This is a genomic window from Novimethylophilus kurashikiensis (assembly GCF_003112435.1).
In the GTDB taxonomy this organism is placed as follows: Bacteria; Pseudomonadota; Gammaproteobacteria; order Burkholderiales; family Methylophilaceae; genus Novimethylophilus; species Novimethylophilus kurashikiensis.
In genome coordinates this window covers 54,435-68,550 of record NZ_BDOQ01000007.1, presented here as the reverse complement: position 1 = coordinate 68,550, position 14,116 = coordinate 54,435, and the positions used below count along the sequence as shown (strand labels likewise).

General features: G+C 52.8%; 18 protein-coding genes and 10 tRNA genes. 3 read left to right on the top strand and 25 right to left on the bottom strand.

The window, feature by feature from the left end; genetic code table 11:
* Positions 1-22: 22 nt before the first annotated feature.
* From NMK_RS09510 to NMK_RS09495, 4 genes are all read right to left on the bottom strand, one after another.
* Positions 23-607 (bottom strand): peptide chain release factor-like protein, encoded by a 585-nt coding sequence (locus NMK_RS09510; protein ID WP_181376222.1) that lies wholly within the window; start codon positions 605-607, stop codon positions 23-25.
* Entirely contained in the window at positions 555-695 is a 141-nt protein-coding gene (locus tag NMK_RS18895) for a PCRF domain-containing protein (protein ID WP_181376221.1), read from the bottom strand. The genes NMK_RS09510 and NMK_RS18895 overlap by 53 nt, the downstream gene beginning before the upstream one ends.
* Positions 696-762: 67 nt before the next feature.
* Positions 763-2,976 (bottom strand): AAA family ATPase, encoded by a 2,214-nt coding sequence (locus tag NMK_RS09500; RefSeq protein ID WP_109015512.1) that lies wholly within the window; start codon positions 2,974-2,976, stop codon positions 763-765.
* A 137-nt stretch (positions 2,977-3,113) separates the two neighbouring features.
* A complete protein-coding gene (locus NMK_RS09495) occupies positions 3,114-3,566 on the bottom strand; it encodes a hypothetical protein (RefSeq protein WP_109015511.1) in 453 nt (150 codons plus the stop codon).
* A gap of 182 nt (positions 3,567-3,748) precedes the next feature.
* On the opposite strand from NMK_RS09495, the gene pqqA reads away from it, so the two are divergent.
* Positions 3,749-3,820, top strand: a complete 72-nt coding sequence (pqqA, locus tag NMK_RS09490; RefSeq protein WP_081774944.1) for a pyrroloquinoline quinone precursor peptide PqqA — start codon at positions 3,749-3,751, stop codon at positions 3,818-3,820.
* Between the two features lie 52 nt (positions 3,821-3,872).
* Here pqqA and NMK_RS09485 read toward each other — a convergent pair.
* The 14 genes from NMK_RS09485 to NMK_RS18890 all read right to left on the bottom strand — a co-directional run bounded on the left by NMK_RS09485 (position 3,873) and on the right by NMK_RS18890 (position 9,120).
* A tRNA-Arg gene (locus tag NMK_RS09485) sits at positions 3,873-3,944 on the bottom strand.
* Positions 3,935-4,222, bottom strand: coding sequence for a hypothetical protein (locus tag NMK_RS09480; RefSeq protein ID WP_109015510.1), 288 nt, complete (start codon positions 4,220-4,222; stop codon positions 3,935-3,937). The genes NMK_RS09485 and NMK_RS09480 overlap by 10 nt, the downstream gene beginning before the upstream one ends.
* Positions 4,223-4,631: 409 nt before the next feature.
* Positions 4,632-5,099 (bottom strand): GatB/YqeY domain-containing protein, encoded by a 468-nt coding sequence (locus NMK_RS09475; protein WP_109015509.1) that lies wholly within the window; start codon positions 5,097-5,099, stop codon positions 4,632-4,634.
* Between the two features lie 20 nt (positions 5,100-5,119).
* Positions 5,120-5,197: transfer RNA gene (locus NMK_RS18495), tRNA-Leu, on the bottom strand.
* Position 5,198: 1 nt separating this feature from the next.
* Positions 5,199-5,477: a hypothetical protein gene (locus NMK_RS09470; protein ID WP_146187159.1), complete on the bottom strand. Its 279-nt coding sequence runs from the start codon at positions 5,475-5,477 to the stop codon at positions 5,199-5,201.
* Positions 5,478-5,500: 23 nt separating this feature from the next.
* A tRNA-OTHER gene (locus NMK_RS18490) sits at positions 5,501-5,621 on the bottom strand.
* A 5-nt stretch (positions 5,622-5,626) separates the two neighbouring features.
* Positions 5,627-5,704 (bottom strand) — tRNA-Ile (locus NMK_RS09465).
* A gap of 366 nt (positions 5,705-6,070) precedes the next feature.
* A complete protein-coding gene (locus NMK_RS09460; protein WP_109015507.1) occupies positions 6,071-6,601 on the bottom strand; it encodes a 3'-5' exoribonuclease in 531 nt (176 codons plus the stop codon).
* A gap of 27 nt (positions 6,602-6,628) precedes the next feature.
* Positions 6,629-6,712 (bottom strand) — tRNA-Leu (locus NMK_RS09455).
* Positions 6,713-6,737: 25 nt separating this feature from the next.
* Positions 6,738-7,640, bottom strand: a complete 903-nt coding sequence (locus NMK_RS18485; RefSeq protein ID WP_181376220.1) for a hypothetical protein — start codon at positions 7,638-7,640, stop codon at positions 6,738-6,740.
* Positions 7,641-8,029: 389 nt separating this feature from the next.
* Positions 8,030-8,278 carry a hypothetical protein gene (locus tag NMK_RS09445; RefSeq protein WP_109015506.1) on the bottom strand — a complete coding sequence of 83 codons (249 nt, stop codon included), beginning with the start codon at positions 8,276-8,278 and terminating at the stop codon, positions 8,030-8,032.
* 17 nt (positions 8,279-8,295) lie between these two features.
* Positions 8,296-8,371 (bottom strand) — tRNA-Ala (locus NMK_RS09440).
* 8 nt (positions 8,372-8,379) lie between these two features.
* Positions 8,380-8,456: transfer RNA gene (locus NMK_RS09435), tRNA-Pro, on the bottom strand.
* Positions 8,457-8,601: 145 nt separating this feature from the next.
* A complete protein-coding gene (locus tag NMK_RS18890) occupies positions 8,602-9,120 on the bottom strand; it encodes a hypothetical protein (protein ID WP_265415767.1) in 519 nt (172 codons plus the stop codon).
* 387 nt (positions 9,121-9,507) lie between these two features.
* Between NMK_RS18890 and NMK_RS18885 the strand changes: the two genes are divergently transcribed.
* Positions 9,508-9,639, top strand: coding sequence for a hypothetical protein (locus NMK_RS18885; RefSeq protein ID WP_265415766.1), 132 nt, complete (start codon positions 9,508-9,510; stop codon positions 9,637-9,639).
* Positions 9,640-9,927: 288 nt separating this feature from the next.
* Here NMK_RS18885 and NMK_RS18290 read toward each other — a convergent pair whose 3' ends face one another.
* From NMK_RS18290 to NMK_RS09405, 6 genes are all read right to left on the bottom strand, one after another.
* Positions 9,928-10,320 (bottom strand): hypothetical protein, encoded by a 393-nt coding sequence (locus NMK_RS18290; protein WP_146187158.1) that lies wholly within the window; start codon positions 10,318-10,320, stop codon positions 9,928-9,930.
* A 740-nt stretch (positions 10,321-11,060) separates the two neighbouring features.
* Positions 11,061-11,135, bottom strand: a tRNA-Ile gene (locus tag NMK_RS09425).
* Between the two features lie 1,071 nt (positions 11,136-12,206).
* Positions 12,207-12,297 (bottom strand) — tRNA-Ser (locus NMK_RS09420).
* Positions 12,298-12,747: 450 nt separating this feature from the next.
* Positions 12,748-12,820: transfer RNA gene (locus NMK_RS09415), tRNA-Arg, on the bottom strand.
* A gap of 14 nt (positions 12,821-12,834) precedes the next feature.
* Complete coding sequence (locus NMK_RS09410) at positions 12,835-13,014, bottom strand: hypothetical protein (protein ID WP_109015504.1); 180 nt, start codon at positions 13,012-13,014, stop codon at positions 12,835-12,837.
* A gap of 44 nt (positions 13,015-13,058) precedes the next feature.
* Positions 13,059-13,328, bottom strand: a complete 270-nt coding sequence (locus NMK_RS09405; RefSeq protein WP_109015503.1) for a hypothetical protein — start codon at positions 13,326-13,328, stop codon at positions 13,059-13,061.
* Between the two features lie 264 nt (positions 13,329-13,592).
* Here NMK_RS09405 and NMK_RS18480 point away from each other — a divergent pair, with 264 nt between their 5' ends.
* Entirely contained in the window at positions 13,593-13,745 is a 153-nt protein-coding gene (locus NMK_RS18480; RefSeq protein WP_181376219.1) for a hypothetical protein, read from the top strand.
* Between the two features lie 59 nt (positions 13,746-13,804).
* Here the strand turns inward: NMK_RS18480 and NMK_RS09395 are convergent, their stop codons facing one another.
* Positions 13,805-14,056: a hypothetical protein gene (locus NMK_RS09395; RefSeq protein WP_109015501.1), complete on the bottom strand. Its 252-nt coding sequence runs from the start codon at positions 14,054-14,056 to the stop codon at positions 13,805-13,807.
* Between the last annotated feature and the right edge of the window lie 60 nt (positions 14,057-14,116).

The window sequence follows — 14,116 nt, the reverse complement described above, 5'->3', positions numbered from 1 at the left end:
CCCGCGATTGCGGGCTTTTTCTTTACAGCAACAGGTCAAGCTTGCCGGCTTCAACTGAACTCAATGCCGCTCTTTTTCCTGTGCGATGGTCAGTCACCCCGTCCGCACGATAAGTGCGTATCTTGTCACCCCGAGCGCCCGTCCCAACTTGTGATTTGCGGAAACTGTTCTCGGCCTGTGCCGCCCGCTCTGCGTAATAAGCCAAGACTCGCTCGCGCAAGGTGGCCATGGCCACTCGACGGTTTGCTTCAAGTGTGCGCTCGGCCTCAGCCTTTACTTCGATACCGGTTAGGCGGTCTTTGAGGATTATGGCGGTTAATCGCTTGTTTCGATTCTGCCCGCCTGGACCAGTCCCCTTTGTTACTCTCTCCTGGATATCGTTCACATTCAGCTGTAAAGGAGCGTATTTTTCACCCTCCATTACGGCAACGGTGACGGTACTGGTTTGCATCCTGCCCTTGCGTTCGGTCGGAGGTACGCGTTGCCAGCGATGGCCGCCGGCCTCATTGCGCAGGATGGCAAGAATTTCTGCTGGTCCCTCGAGAGTTACCAGGTCAAAGGTGGCCCCGTGTCTCCACAGACGCCTTGATGCCGTTACGTGCGGCATAGCGTTGATAAATGGCTGCCTGGTCATGAACCAGGAGCTTGGCATCTTCACCGCCCTCGGCGGCGCGAATCTCCAGCGTTAATTTCATGATGTACTCCTTGGATGGAAAAACGCCCCACACAAATGTGCGGGGCATGAGGGTATAGCGTTATTGCTTAGCGCAGTGCTTGAATTGCGTCTCGCACCAGGACTACACGTTCTGTATCCGGCAGCGCCAAGAAGTCAGTCTCCGAGGTTGTGGTGACCAGGTGGTCGACCAACGGGTAGAACTCCTCATCGATGTCCTTCTTGAATCCCTTAGGATGACAGAACATGTGCCGTACCTTGGTGTCGCTCATACGGCCGAGGAACTTGGTCACAAGGTAATAAGGCGTCTTGAACTTCAAGAGCGTCTTGTGTGACTTCGCATCCCGAACCATATAGCCTTCCAGTCGGGAGGTGGCCACCTTTTCCTTCAGCTGCCCGAACGACGTGTAGAACCACTCCGGACGATTCACGGTCAACATCAACCCGATTTCGTCCAACTCATCTTCCGTTATCGGCTCAGCGCCCTGCTCCTTACCTCGCCCACCAATCAACCAAAGGCCCATGTCTTGCGGCCGGTACTGGATGATGTGCGGGTCTTCCGGATGCAGAACCTCGAACATGAGCGTCACGTTGTTGCGCGAGAAGTACGAGAGGAGCAGCCCCTTCAATGCCGGCGTGATGAACGACTTGATGTAGTCAACGAACGGCGAGTCGAATGACCCGGAGCTCGTCACCAGCAGTTCATTCTTCCAAGGATGGCGACTGATGCAGCCTAGGAAGCCATTCATCTTCTCAACCGCGTAGACCGGATGGTCGTCTGCGATATCGAGACCGGCACCGTTTTCACCATAGTTAAACACCTTGTCGAACGGATGCACGACAATGTTTCCAGCCAGGTCAAGCACGATACCGCGAGCCTTCAGGAGATAAGGGCTCTCACCCCACAATGCATCGAAAAACACACGCTTCGAATACTTGTAGAGCGATAGGCCGGCCGACGGCTCCGTTTGCACGGTCACCATCTTGGCGGTCTTCAGCTTATCCAGCGAACGCTTCAGTTCAAACTTGGCGCTGTGTACGTCGAAGTCAAACTCGCACTTTTGGGAAACGAGATTGTCATTGAAGGCCTCTTGAGCCATCTTTTCGCGACAGTCAGCCAAGAATCCATCCAGGCGCAAGGCCAGCATGTTTCCGGCAAACGCTTGGTGGGCGTCCAGTGAGAACACGCAATGATGCATACTCGTCAACGGGATGTGCCCATGGATAAGCATGTGCCGTGATTCGCCGCTGCGATAGCTCTCCGCATACATCCCGTCGGCGTCCTCATCGCCATAATCCGGCAACTCATTCCCGCCATACAGGCATTCAGAATGCAGAATCGTGAAAGGATGAAAAGCCGTCTGCGGTGCATGCGCAAACGCAAGCTGGAGTGGCCCGTCGGTCACAGTGTAGAAGCCAGGCAGGTTTCGGACAAACTGAATCAAAGCCTGCTGTTCTTCCTCACGCAGCTTCATGAACTCCATGGCCGTTTCAGCAGCAGATGGAGAATTTGCGCGAGGTGCCCCAGTCTGGAGTGAATCCCAGAACTGCAGCAATTTGCGCTCATGATTACCTGCGACCATCAAGTGCCCAACCGCTATAGCCTGGCGGACGAACTTCAAGGTCTCAATGGATTGAGGCCCACGGTCAACGACGTCACCCAGGAAAAGCAGCTTACGGCCCTGCGGATGTACGGGCACACCAGACTCGAGGGAATACCCGAGCTTGCCCAGCAACACCTTCAAGTCGTCAAGCAGGCCATGAACATCCCCGATGACATCGAAGTTGGTGTCAGGCAGGTCGCGAGACACCAACCGAGGCACCGTGAATTCCGGCACACGCACGAACGGATACATGCTGTCCAGCTGAAACTCCTTGGACATCTCATTCATCCGATACTCGGAGACCCGGTCTTGCCGGGAAATGTTTTGCACCATACACGTGTCAAAGGGGCGGTCAAAAATCAGCACTACCACTTTCACGCCATGCTTCTGGGCGAGCTTCACCAAAGGCTCACGCTCAGCATCGTTGAGTAACGTTGCATCCACGAACGTCGTGAGCTTTTCCTTGAGGCGAACTTCCAGGATTTGATTCAGTAATGACCAGACAACATCATTCCTGTCCTGAAAAATATGCTTCAAGCCACCGACCATTTTATGGCCAAGCACGGACTCACGAATTGCATCCGCAGATAGAATCATGCTGGGTAAAATGTTGCCGCTTCCCAGCCACGTGGACTTGCCGGCGCCAGGCAAGCCTGACGTCAAATACAAGGTGCCTACTTCCAGATTTACGAATTGCATAATAATACCTCCTCCTAAGTTAAAAATATGTCCTTAGAAGGTATAGAATGAATGGATTTAACTTGCACGATTATACCAATAAATGATAAATCGTCAAGTGAAGAAAAGCCGCCCCAAAAAGGACGGCTTGAGAAATGTTAAACAGGTTCCCAGCAACTAGCTGGGCCATAGTTGATTGCTACTTTTGCGGCATCATCCGGGTCCTGCAGGTCATAGATTATCTGGTCCGTATCTGCGGCGACCAACTTAATCCACGGGTCAATCAGGTAGCGGTCGTCGAGAATCGCAAAGTCGTGCCCACCAGGATGAATACCTTCAATGGCAACGCGGGACGTCGGGTTATTCTCATTGTGAAACCCAACTATCTGCACACGTCCCGGGTAGGCATTACGCACCTGAACGGCATAATTGGTGCAGCAGGTTGCGCTGGAGCCATCAGGTAAGCAGCTGAAATATTCCTTATCCTGAAATTCGTCAGCTCGAGCGTCAAAGTCCGCAGCGCTCACCTTCATCCCTTCCACATCGAAGTACACGCCCATCGCTTGGTCGGTCCCAAATTGAGCGTCAAGCTCCTGAATAAATGCTTGCATGATTTTTCCTCGTAAAGTTAATTAAACACACGAGGTATAGCGCGCAAGCACGACGTTAATGGTTTTCTTTAGGCATGAATCAGGATGCCCTCTAGGGCTGGAGCAGAACCTCAGGCGATAGCCTCACTCAAAGCCTACAGATGGGACATCTCCCATTCAATTAATTCCTAAGGAGACTTAACATGTGGACCAAGCCTGAAGTAACCGAAATGCGTTTTGGTTTTGAAGTAACGATGTACGTTTGCAATCGCTAATCGCGAATTGCGAATGAATTACGGGAGCATATGCTCCCGTTGCTATGGAGGGCACCCTCGAGACGAATCGAACGTCCGGCCTACGGGATAGGAGCCCGTCGCTCTTCCGCTGAGCTACGAGGGTACTGAACAATTTCCAGGGCAGGCTTTGTGGATGATGACAAAACCATCGACCGACTCGCAAGCCATGGATTTGGCATCAAAATCAGTCAGCGCCGCTTCCTTTTCTGACACCAAGGCGCCACAAAGCGCACATGGGACATGTCCGGCCTGACGCTTTTTCAGCATGCGGTAGACCGTTTCCCGACGCCCCTGCCTAGCGCTGACCTTGAGTGCCTTTTTTAGGTTGGGAGACATTTTCACCCGTTTGCCAGGCTTGCCTAAAAGATACGTCAAATCCATGGTATTGATTGGCCTCCCCGTAGAGATTCGAACTCATAACCGGTACGGCTTAGAAGGCCGCCGGGCACTCCGGAGCGCGGGGAGAGATTTTTTAATTGCATTGATGGTTACGCCCAGGCCGCTTGAAGCTTGCTGATAGCCGCTCTCACAAGAGCCTCACTCCAACCCTTACCGGAGTGGGCTTCAGATTGGTTATTCGGCCCTGGTACACACCACCCCAGTTCAATGGAGCGCAGCTTGAAGTTTATCGACACCGCACCTCTTCCACTCCATGCAATATGGATGACATTCTCATTCGAGCTATGCGCGGCGTAACCCCATGAGTCATCAGGTAGTGCTGGAAGTTGGTCAATCTTGCTGGTCATAATAGCGTATTCACTCCCTTGGACAAGCGCAACACATGCCGCAATTACTGAAGCGCATGCTTCACCAATTCACTGGCGAAACGTTTGTCGAAGTTGGCGCCAAAGCGCTTGTTAAGCTGGCCCATCACAGCCCCCATGTGCTTGGTGGACTTATCCGGCAGCGCGGCCACAATCTCACTTACGGCGGCCTGCAGCTCTTCAGGCGCTGCTTGCTTAGGCAGGAACGACATCAGGACAGCCTGCTCGAGCTGGAGCTTGGTACGGCGCGCCACACGGGCTTCGTCCAAGTCAATCTTCTCCGGAATCCAGAGAGCTTGGATGGTGTCGTTGTTGTTCTTGATGAACTTGCGCACAACTTCCTGAACTTCAGCATCGGTCGACACGCGATTGCCGTCGTCCTTGCCGACGCGAGCAGCTTCAGCGAATAAGGTTGTCAGTAACGCAGCTTCGTCCGTATTGCGAGCCTTTCGCGCCGAGAGACTTGCTGCCTGGATGGTATCAAGTAAGGACATCGTTTTTTCCTTTTTGTAAGTGGTACCGCGCCCGCGACTCGAACGCGGAGACCCTGAATTTTAAGGACAGGAGGTTTACCAATTCCCGTCAGCGCGGCATTAAATTTCTGCCGCTTCACGCATCATGCGGCGACAGGCAGCAATTGTTTCATCATCCCGATAGACAAACCCCGGTCTGACCGAGTAAACAAATATGTTGAGCAGGTCCATATCGGAGAGCTCTTGCCCCTCACGAGCCAGCTGCTCAGCCCTTTGCATCATCGTCATCACATAACGTCTATTGGCTGGTCGCTGTCGGGCTAAAGTGGGCGTGGCATGCTTGGTATAAATGGCTCGCCAACGTGTCAACTGTTCATCAGTGGGGGCGACGTAGGACATATCGACTCCAATCTCTATAGGGGCGCTGGTGGCGAGGCTCGAACTCGCAATTGCCTGCGGCTCTCCGATTCCCGAGAAGGCTCGTGCTCCGGTTCTGACGCCCGGGTGGCCACCGCATATGTCTACCGATTCCATCACACCAGCATGTGTGGTGGGCCTTCAGGGGTTCGAACCCATGTACCTTCCGATTATGAGTCGGGTGCTCATACCGTATGAGCTTAAGGCCCAATTGTTGTGCCAAAGGTGTGCTGCTACGCTAAAGGTTATTGGACATTTCAGGGAGCTACGCCCTAGCAACCTTGTTTCCAAGCGACTTCCTTCACCCGGAAGAGTCTCATGCTCATCCCAACCAGGTCCTTCAGTAACATTCGCCTTTGCCCTGCTTCCAGTTCCCGCGAGTCTCACGGGTCTGTGGGATTCATCAGGGTGAATCTCTCCACGGTCACGTGCGCCTATCACCACTCATTATCGGATTGCTGGGTCTCGCCCAGCTGGCTGCTTCTAAGCCTACCGCCCGATGGCACAATTGATAACGCCACTTGTTAACAAGTGCGTATCGTGAGCCTAAATAGTAGCAAAAATAGCTAAAATTGTCAAGAGTAATACCCCTCACTTCGCATGACCCCATGCTTGAGTGAGCGGGCGTCATGGAGCGCATGGTGTTGGCAGTCAGGATGGTCCAGGAAGTAGTCTTCACAGGCCCTCTTAAATTCCTTTGCCGCCACATAGTCGGGAAAGCCTAGGTGTTCGTATTTGATGTTGAGATTGGGCGAAACCTCTTGACGGTAACCTTCTATTTTGGACTTGTAATCGAGCAGTTTGTGAAACAGTTTGCTCATCAAGTAGCTGTCATAATTGTTGTCCGAGACCAGCCGCACATACGCAGCTTGAGCAGCGAGCCAGTCGATGATGTGCTGGGCGGCCATCAAGGGAGAGCTGACGATAACGCCAGGTGCGCGTAGCATCGGGTAGACGATTTCGAGTACAAAGTCCGAACACTCGGACTTTGCAATGCCATCGAACTCAATGTAGAACTCTTGCCCGTGTTCGGTGACGAATCCAGCGGAAATAAGTTCGGCCGCTGCTGACAGAGACGTGAATTCGGTATCGTAAAATATGCGCATTATTAGTACCAAAACGAACAATTAAGATGGTGTCCCAGGCGGGATTCGAACCCGCACTCTTTCGAACCGATTTTTGAGAACGGCGCGTCTACCAAATTCCGCCACCGGGACCTCATGTTTTACAATTTCAAGAGCATCATTGAATCGGGCCTTTAACCTGGGTGGAATTATTCCCGGACGTCCAGGTCAGCGTATATCCATTAGCCTGTACGGCAGCACCTGCAGCACCACCCGCATAGGGGCCGTATGGCCCAGTGGTTGATGCTGTTCCGCCGGATGCCCCGGCTGCTCCATAACCGCCGCCAGCACCTCCGCTTCCGCCGATGTAACCCCCGCCGTTATTACCTCCGGCGCCACCTGCGCCAGCAGCTGAAATTGTTCCGCCCGCTCCTGATGAAGCGCCCGCTGCAGCGCCTGTACCGCCAGCTCCACCGGATGAGACCCCTACACCGCCACCACCACCGCCGCCACCAGAGTTAAGGTGTGTGCCTGCGACTTGTCCGCCACCGCCACCTCCACCTCCCCCATAAATGGTTCCGATGTTATTAATGGTCGTTGGAACGGTAACGCTAACTGCCGCACCTCCAGCTCCCCCCGCAGAGCCTGCGCCTCCAAGCCCCCCACCTTTACCCCCATTACCGCCCCGGCCTTCAATACGACCGCTATTAGCGATGGTGAGCGAACTTCCAGCCGGGAATGACCCAGATACAAATGCCGCAGTGCTTGTCGTTGATGAGGAGATAACAACACCACTATTGATGGTGACGCCCACACTGACCGGGGTGACTCCGTCCCATCCAGCGGCAATAGCTGCGGTTCTGACGTTGTAATTTGTTTGGTTGGAACTTACTGTAAGCGCAATATCATAGGCAGAACAGGGGCCCAGCTTGTGCCAAGTGTTCGCCGCTCCAGAAGTTACGCAGATGCCGTTCCATTTATTCGCCGCAGTGAAGCTTGAAATTGGTGACCATACAGCCGCCGAGGCCGCACATGACATAGCGGCCAAAATGCCCAACATGAGTTTTGCAAAGTAACGCATAAGAATACCCAAGTAAAATACTAGGATGTATAGGAAACATCCTGGTATTTAGTCACTCATCAAGCTGGAGGTGACGTAGCTCCTGGATGGTGAGCTCTCCCAGATATTTCCTTGGATTACCACATGATGCACATGAGCATGGGGTTGGCGTGTTAATAAGAACAGCCCACATAGTAGGCTCGAGGCTCATATCCCGGCCCCAGTGATATCGACGGTTTTTCTTCACTCGCGCGGCATGATGCCGACGCAAGGCGCGTTTCATTGATTTGTTCATCTTGCTCGTCCTCTAGGGACGGTGACCGACCGCCACGCGGGACCCTCCCGCGCTACTCAAGAGCTGTCGGCCTACCGCAGGATGAACTTGTTGAGGGATAATTTAGAAGCGAGCATTACAATTCCTTTGACGTTTCTGGATATCGACTGATGAGGCCATACAGCTCCTCGATTTTAGGCTCAGCGGCAGCTTTCAGAGCGGTAGTCAGAATACCCTGGATGAGAGCTAGAGCCTCTTCTTGTGTAAGCACTACACGTGCCTGGTCTCCAAAGGTATCTCCCAGTTGTACCAGGATGCGCCCATACCCGTCGGTGTTGGCTGCCCAATGTGCTCCAGAGCCTTGTTTGATGTAGTTATGGCGCATGATGTATGACTCAATCTTGGTGGACCGAAGGAGGTTCGAACTCCCGACCTCCGCGTTGCGAACGCGGCGCTCTCCCAACTGAGCTATTGGCCCGGAAAATTTGGTCGGGGTAGCGTGATTTGAACACGCGGCCTCTGCGTCCCGAACGCAGCGCTCTACCAAGCTGAGCTATACCCCGGATGATTTTGTGAAGGTTAAACTATAGCATATTTAATAGTATATTACAACATATCCAGGCTGAGCGTTTGTGGCTTGAACCCCGTTCCCCTTTCCTGCGACGTAGTCCGTATCTCCTGAATTAGCTACAGCCGAACCGGAGCCATTCAGTAGTCTTGAGTTAGACGCCCCGGGGACGATATAGCCAGAACCGCCGCCACCTGCATAGCCAGCGCCCCCGCCGAAATAGCCGCCACCGCCTCCTGCCCCCGATAGATTTGAGAGCCCACTACCGCCTTGGAGAGCAGACCCAGCAGAGCCCATAGACCCACCTGAGCCACCTCCTCCAGATTGTGTTCCGCCTCCCCCACAACTTGACCCACCACCTGCCGCACCAGCAGAGCCACCTCCCGCACCACCCGCAGCAAGAACGCCACCCCCGCCACCCCCAGCCATGACCAATGCATTAGCTTGGGAGGCTGAATTATTCTTAAATACCCCAGAATAACCTCCACCTCCAGTTGAGGTGTTCGAGGAACTACCGCCCCCTCCATTAGTACCGCCAGCAGATGCCCCAGCAAGGTATTTGGCACCACCCCCGACAGCAACCAATAGGGTTGAGCCTGCGGGGGCAGGTACATCTGCCTGACCAAATCCGCCGCCGCCGCCATAATAATTGAAGGCACCACCATTACCTCCAGCTCCCCAGGCTTTCACGCGTATAGTTCCGCAGCCTGTCCCCGGAACCGTCCAGGACGTGTTTGCTGTAAAGGTAACCTTATTGGAGAAGGTGCAAGTAATAGAGCCTAGCTTATGCCAGGTAAGATTTGCTGTATTGCCTGACGAAACAGCATGCCAGGTCATGTTGGCTGAGCCAACATTTTTTACGACCCCCCAAGTGGCAGGGATGGCTGCGCACGCAAAAAGCGAGAGCAGTGAGGCAACAAATATCTTGTTAAATTTAGGCATGGCGTACAGGTGGAACTATCGTAGACAAATACTATATTGTTAGTTACAGTATATGCAGATATTTATGTCCTGTAAAGCAACCTTACATTTAATAATGGAATTGAATGGCTGAGCTCAATAACCTAAGCGTTAAAGCGCAGGTGCGCAAAATTTTATTTGGATTAATGTACCGACAGCATTATGTCGGTGATGCAGAGATAGATGACAGGATGTCATCAACTGCAATGGAAGCGTGAGATAACGCGCTTTGAGAATTTGGCCCCGATACTACTTCTCCGGCTCGCAGGTCCACCTTTGTCGCGCCGAAGCGCCAAGAAGAAGCAGATTTAGGTTACTCATGATGTGCCCATCACCCCAAAGAGAGACATCCCTCCCGGCCCTTATGCAAGGGTTTCACCTGAATTCAATATGCCGGCTCGGTATTCTGCGGCCCCGAGCCGTCTGGTTAGCCAACTGCAGTAGGCATCCCAAATTAAGGCCGATTGTGTTTCAGATGGCCTACTGGTGATACCCAGAAGGCCTGTTCAACAACGAGAGCCGCATGACCTAAACCCCGCTCTGAAGCCAAGTTCAAAATGACGCTTCAAGCATGCGGACCTTGTTCGCACTGGTAGATATTGAGTCTTTATTTTTGATATATAGCCCAAAGACACATTATGCTTCGCCGCAATAGTGCGATAGGCATCACCATTTTTTAGCTCACCAATAATTTCTTGCTTTGTTTTTTCTTTCACGGCTTTAACAGGAGGCGCATTAATGCCACCCAGGTTCACGGTAAAGGTAAATTCCTCATAATCCAACATGGTATGCGGAACCATATCTTTTAGAACTTGGAATGTCACCCCAACAAGGCCAACTTCGTCAAATACCCTTTGAAGAGGCCGACAATGATGTCTTCCACACTGAAGCAATCTCAAATGTTCCGCCACCTACGCAATGAAGACCCCAAAGCCTGACCAACATAGGTCAAGCCTGAGTTTCGTATTGCGTAAAGTTGCCCGTAGGCCTCAAGTTCCATCATTGTCATTTCATACTGAACCATGGCGCCGGAATTGAACCGGCTTGTTTAGCTGTCGAGCCGCAGGAAGCTGTCCTGCGACGCCCGGCTACTGGGCGACATCACCATCGACGGCGAAGGTTGGAGTTGCGCCAACATATGACATTTCAACACAGTTTTATAAGAACTGTTGCACGCCAGTGCTCCATGGATTGAGCGACGCTTTTGAGTCGCTCTGCTATTCGACGCGGGGTTTAACTCGCGGCGGTAGTAACTACACTTAAGGATGTCCTCGATGAGCACATCCTCAAAAGCATTCACTCTTGAGATAAAAGCTTGAGATTACAGCTTTAATAGCACCCCGTTCGCTCAGGTTATCGCCGGGCTTGCGTCCCAGCGTTTCTGGCTTATCCACCCCTCAAAGGAGTCGGGCACCGTGGCTGCCGTTTTAGGCTTTCGCCAAGGAAGGCTTCCTCCATGACACAACACACTACTCGATTATCGTCCTACCGCCGACCTTGCGAGCCGTTCGAGGTTGCAGCCTCTACGTGCGGATTCCAATCAACACCCTCAGCTTTGCGAGCTTTGGATGTCTGCCTTCACGTCGCCGTGGGCAGAATTAAGCCACTTTCATGTGCTGTCGGACACGACTTTGCGTTTAAATGCGAGTGGAGTTCGAATCCACAGCCTTCAGATTATCAATTCTGACGCTCTTCCAATTGAGCTATTGCAACCCACCGCCGCGAGCGTGTCCAAACGCTCCATGTCCTTTTGAGACACAGAATACGCTTCGCAGCATGTCTTTCTCCTGCCGGATACTCAACCGATTTTCAGGATTCTGTCATGGTCCCAGCGGGGCCTATGCCATTACCCTTAAATCTGCGTTGTCGCCATTGAGGGCATCTACGACAACAACGCTACCCTTTCCCGTCCGGATTAACGTGTTTGGTTTGGCTGGACCGCGGCACCACCCGCTGCTGTTCAATACCACGGGTTCCCAGCCGTAAGGCCGGCCCGTAAGGCAAAGTTCTTTCCCATCCACACGCTTTACCCCTAGCTCCGCCGCTCTTGTCAGCGAAGCGCGCCTCACGGCGCCAGGGAGGCTTGCATGGATTGACCTGTTTGCGGACAGGCGCGAGTTAGTGGGCTACCTCGCTTTGACTGCATCACTGCAGCTATCACCCCCATGCGGGAATATTCATCGCGCCATGCCTGTGCAAGCACATGCAGAATCGCGCTGAATATAGTTTCGACAGCCGGCAGAGCGAACCCTGCTTTGGGGAGGTACATGGCTGCAAACCATGGCTGAGACAGTCAACCCCGGAGTGGGCTACCTCGACTTAATCCGGATGCCTCCAGATGCGTTGCGCCTTTCCACTCGCTTACTTACCAGCTTCGTAGCGTGTCAAACCACGCCGCGGCTGTCGAAACTATATTCAAAACTTGCATTACACAGCCGGCTGGGCTTGATTCCAGCTCAGACACACACTGCCAGTGCCCTCCGGTGGGGCGCTCGTCAGCGTAGCCCACTCCATTTTCCTATCAGCACCTTCGCAGTCCAACTGAATCTCGTGAACGATACCGATAGCCAACGCTAATTGGCGTGTAGGCTCTAACTAACCACCGCTTCTCACTAGGAGCCGGATATGAGTCTTTTCGAGTCTGGATTTCATGTTTCTGCACCGTGCCTAGCGTGTCCTATCCACGCCGCAGCTGTGTAATGCGAGTTCGTTTTTTTGTTAAAGAGCAATTGAATTGGCAGTATATGCAAAATAAGCATATTGGCAATATCAATGTTAAGTTAACTGGCGGCGAGGCAGGGATTCGAACCCTGGGGCCGTTCATCACGACCTCGCATTTTCGAGACGCGCGCTTTAAACCACTCAGCCACCTCGCCAATTTTGATGCCATTTGCAATGCCGGTCCGCCGGGACGACCTCCACCACTCCACGTGATGGCGCTCTCTAAAGCTTTCCACGCCCTACTTATCGAATCGTGCGCACTCATCGACTTTCAAGCGCTTTATCGCAACTAGAAGCTCGACGCGACTACGGCCGTAATCACGCCAAACCCTTCGTTTATCTGAGCTACGACATTGCAAATGACATCAAGCTTATCTGCCCAGCAGCCTGCCCGTAAGGGCAAGGACAGGTTGGCGACCTGCTTTGCGGTATCTCGCGCACGCCTAGCCCAAGTTTGCCTGGTCGAGGTTTGCTCGGCTGGAGTTGCCAACTCAGCCTGCGCGGATTCTTTCGCTGCTGGGCAGATAAGCCTAAAGACGAATTACCGTTCGCCTCAGTCAGTTTGTTAATTATGCCACAAATAGCCAAATATGTCAATACAAGGGCACCCCCGGGGAGACTTGAACTCACCGACCATCGGCTTCGGATGCCGATACTCTTCCACTGAGCTACGGGGGTATCGTGTTAGGTCATCATGATTTTCTGTGTACGCTCGCTACAGGCAAAGTCACATCCCTGATATTCGATAATCCAACCAGATAAGGCTCGATGGGCAGGAAGGTCGTATCGAGGTGCGCGCCTGTTTCGAGTAGCGCCATAAAGTCGTCGTGCTGCTTCTTGCGGTCGGATAGCGACTGGTTGGTTTCCGGCATTGGAATCTCCATAAAAAACGCCACTTATGCAGTGGCGTAGTGAGTTAAAGACCAACTCGGTTACAGGGAACATTGGTGATGCTGTGTGTTTTGTGCCCATGAGAATCAATGTCGGTCAGGTCGGTGTAACAGAGACCGAACTTGTCCTTGAAGTATTCCAGATTGCGCAGTACTGCGGCGCGCTCTGCTGCGTCAGCCCTTGCTTGCACCGCAGGCGGGGCTTTTGAACAACTGGCCATCACCACCGCAAATAGCCCTAGAATCGCGACACTTACGAACCCATCAACGACAAATTTAATAATCTTCGATTTCATGATTTTCCCTCAACTGGCTGTATTGCCAGGTCAAGTATAGGTTCGGCAGTCCCGCTATCCTCCCGGGAGGCCTTACGGGGTTGTCTCGCACCACGGAGTAACAAGACTCAACGCGGGCGTCTAGCCGAATTCTGGATGGACAGTATTGCACTATCCCAAGCCTATACTGACTGAGGCACTCATCCAGGGTACATCAGTGGAATTGTTAAACACATGCTTTATACTTTGGCTTTAGCAAAGGATAGGGCGAACAGAGAGGACATCATGACTGCAAAAGACCGACAAGAATTCAAGGACTATCTCAAAGCCTGTACCGACCGACAGGTCTATGGCGTCCTGGAAAAAGAAAAGGCTGCAAACCGTCAAGATTACGCCGACCTCGCTCAAGACGAGCTGGAGCGACGCAATCTGGTTTAACGCGTATCTCAACAAAGCCCCGACCAACTTCAAAGTTGCCGGGGCTTTTTGTTGTCTCTTCAGTGCAGCACAGCGTTGAGCTCAGACTCTACCGTCGGGCTCAAGTGAAACTGATGTGCGATAGCGCTTACGCTTGCTCCAGCCAGTGGATTACGGGTGACCTCGATGCCGATACGCTCGCCATGCCGCAATAACGTCACCAAGGCCGCTTGCCAGTCCTTAGCTTCAGAAAGCCTGTCGACAAGGTCCGGCTCGTTGGTAATTTTAAATCCCGCGGCTTTAAGCGACGGGATGAGATGAATCGGGTACATACGTCCTCCAGTAGGTAGCTGAATAACGTATATCCCAACAATCCGTTTACAAGCGGCAAT

Coding starts and splice junctions, on each gene's coding strand:
- NMK_RS09510 (WP_181376222.1), bottom strand. CDS start 607: ATGCCGCACGTAACGGCATCAAGGCGTCTGTGGAGACACGGGGCCACC.
- NMK_RS18895 (WP_181376221.1), bottom strand. CDS start 695: ATGAAATTAACGCTGGAGATTCGCGCCGCCGAGGGCGGTGAAGATGCC.
- NMK_RS09500 (WP_109015512.1), bottom strand. CDS start 2,976: ATGCAATTCGTAAATCTGGAAGTAGGCACCTTGTATTTGACGTCAGGC.
- NMK_RS09495 (WP_109015511.1), bottom strand. CDS start 3,566: ATGCAAGCATTTATTCAGGAGCTTGACGCTCAATTTGGGACCGACCAA.
- NMK_RS09480 (WP_109015510.1), bottom strand. CDS start 4,222: ATGGATTTGACGTATCTTTTAGGCAAGCCTGGCAAACGGGTGAAAATG.
- NMK_RS09475 (WP_109015509.1), bottom strand. CDS start 5,099: ATGTCCTTACTTGATACCATCCAGGCAGCAAGTCTCTCGGCGCGAAAG.
- NMK_RS09470 (WP_146187159.1), bottom strand. CDS start 5,477: ATGTCCTACGTCGCCCCCACTGATGAACAGTTGACACGTTGGCGAGCC.
- NMK_RS09460 (WP_109015507.1), bottom strand. CDS start 6,601: ATGCGCATATTTTACGATACCGAATTCACGTCTCTGTCAGCAGCGGCC.
- NMK_RS18485 (WP_181376220.1), bottom strand. CDS start 7,640: ATGCGTTACTTTGCAAAACTCATGTTGGGCATTTTGGCCGCTATGTCA.
- NMK_RS09445 (WP_109015506.1), bottom strand. CDS start 8,278: ATGCGCCATAACTACATCAAACAAGGCTCTGGAGCACATTGGGCAGCC.
- NMK_RS18885 (WP_265415766.1), top strand. CDS start 9,508: ATGGCTGAGCTCAATAACCTAAGCGTTAAAGCGCAGGTGCGCAAAATT.
- NMK_RS09410 (WP_109015504.1), bottom strand. CDS start 13,014: ATGCCGGAAACCAACCAGTCGCTATCCGACCGCAAGAAGCAGCACGAC.
- NMK_RS09405 (WP_109015503.1), bottom strand. CDS start 13,328: ATGAAATCGAAGATTATTAAATTTGTCGTTGATGGGTTCGTAAGTGTC.
- NMK_RS18480 (WP_181376219.1), top strand. CDS start 13,593: ATGACTGCAAAAGACCGACAAGAATTCAAGGACTATCTCAAAGCCTGT.
- NMK_RS09395 (WP_109015501.1), bottom strand. CDS start 14,056: ATGTACCCGATTCATCTCATCCCGTCGCTTAAAGCCGCGGGATTTAAA.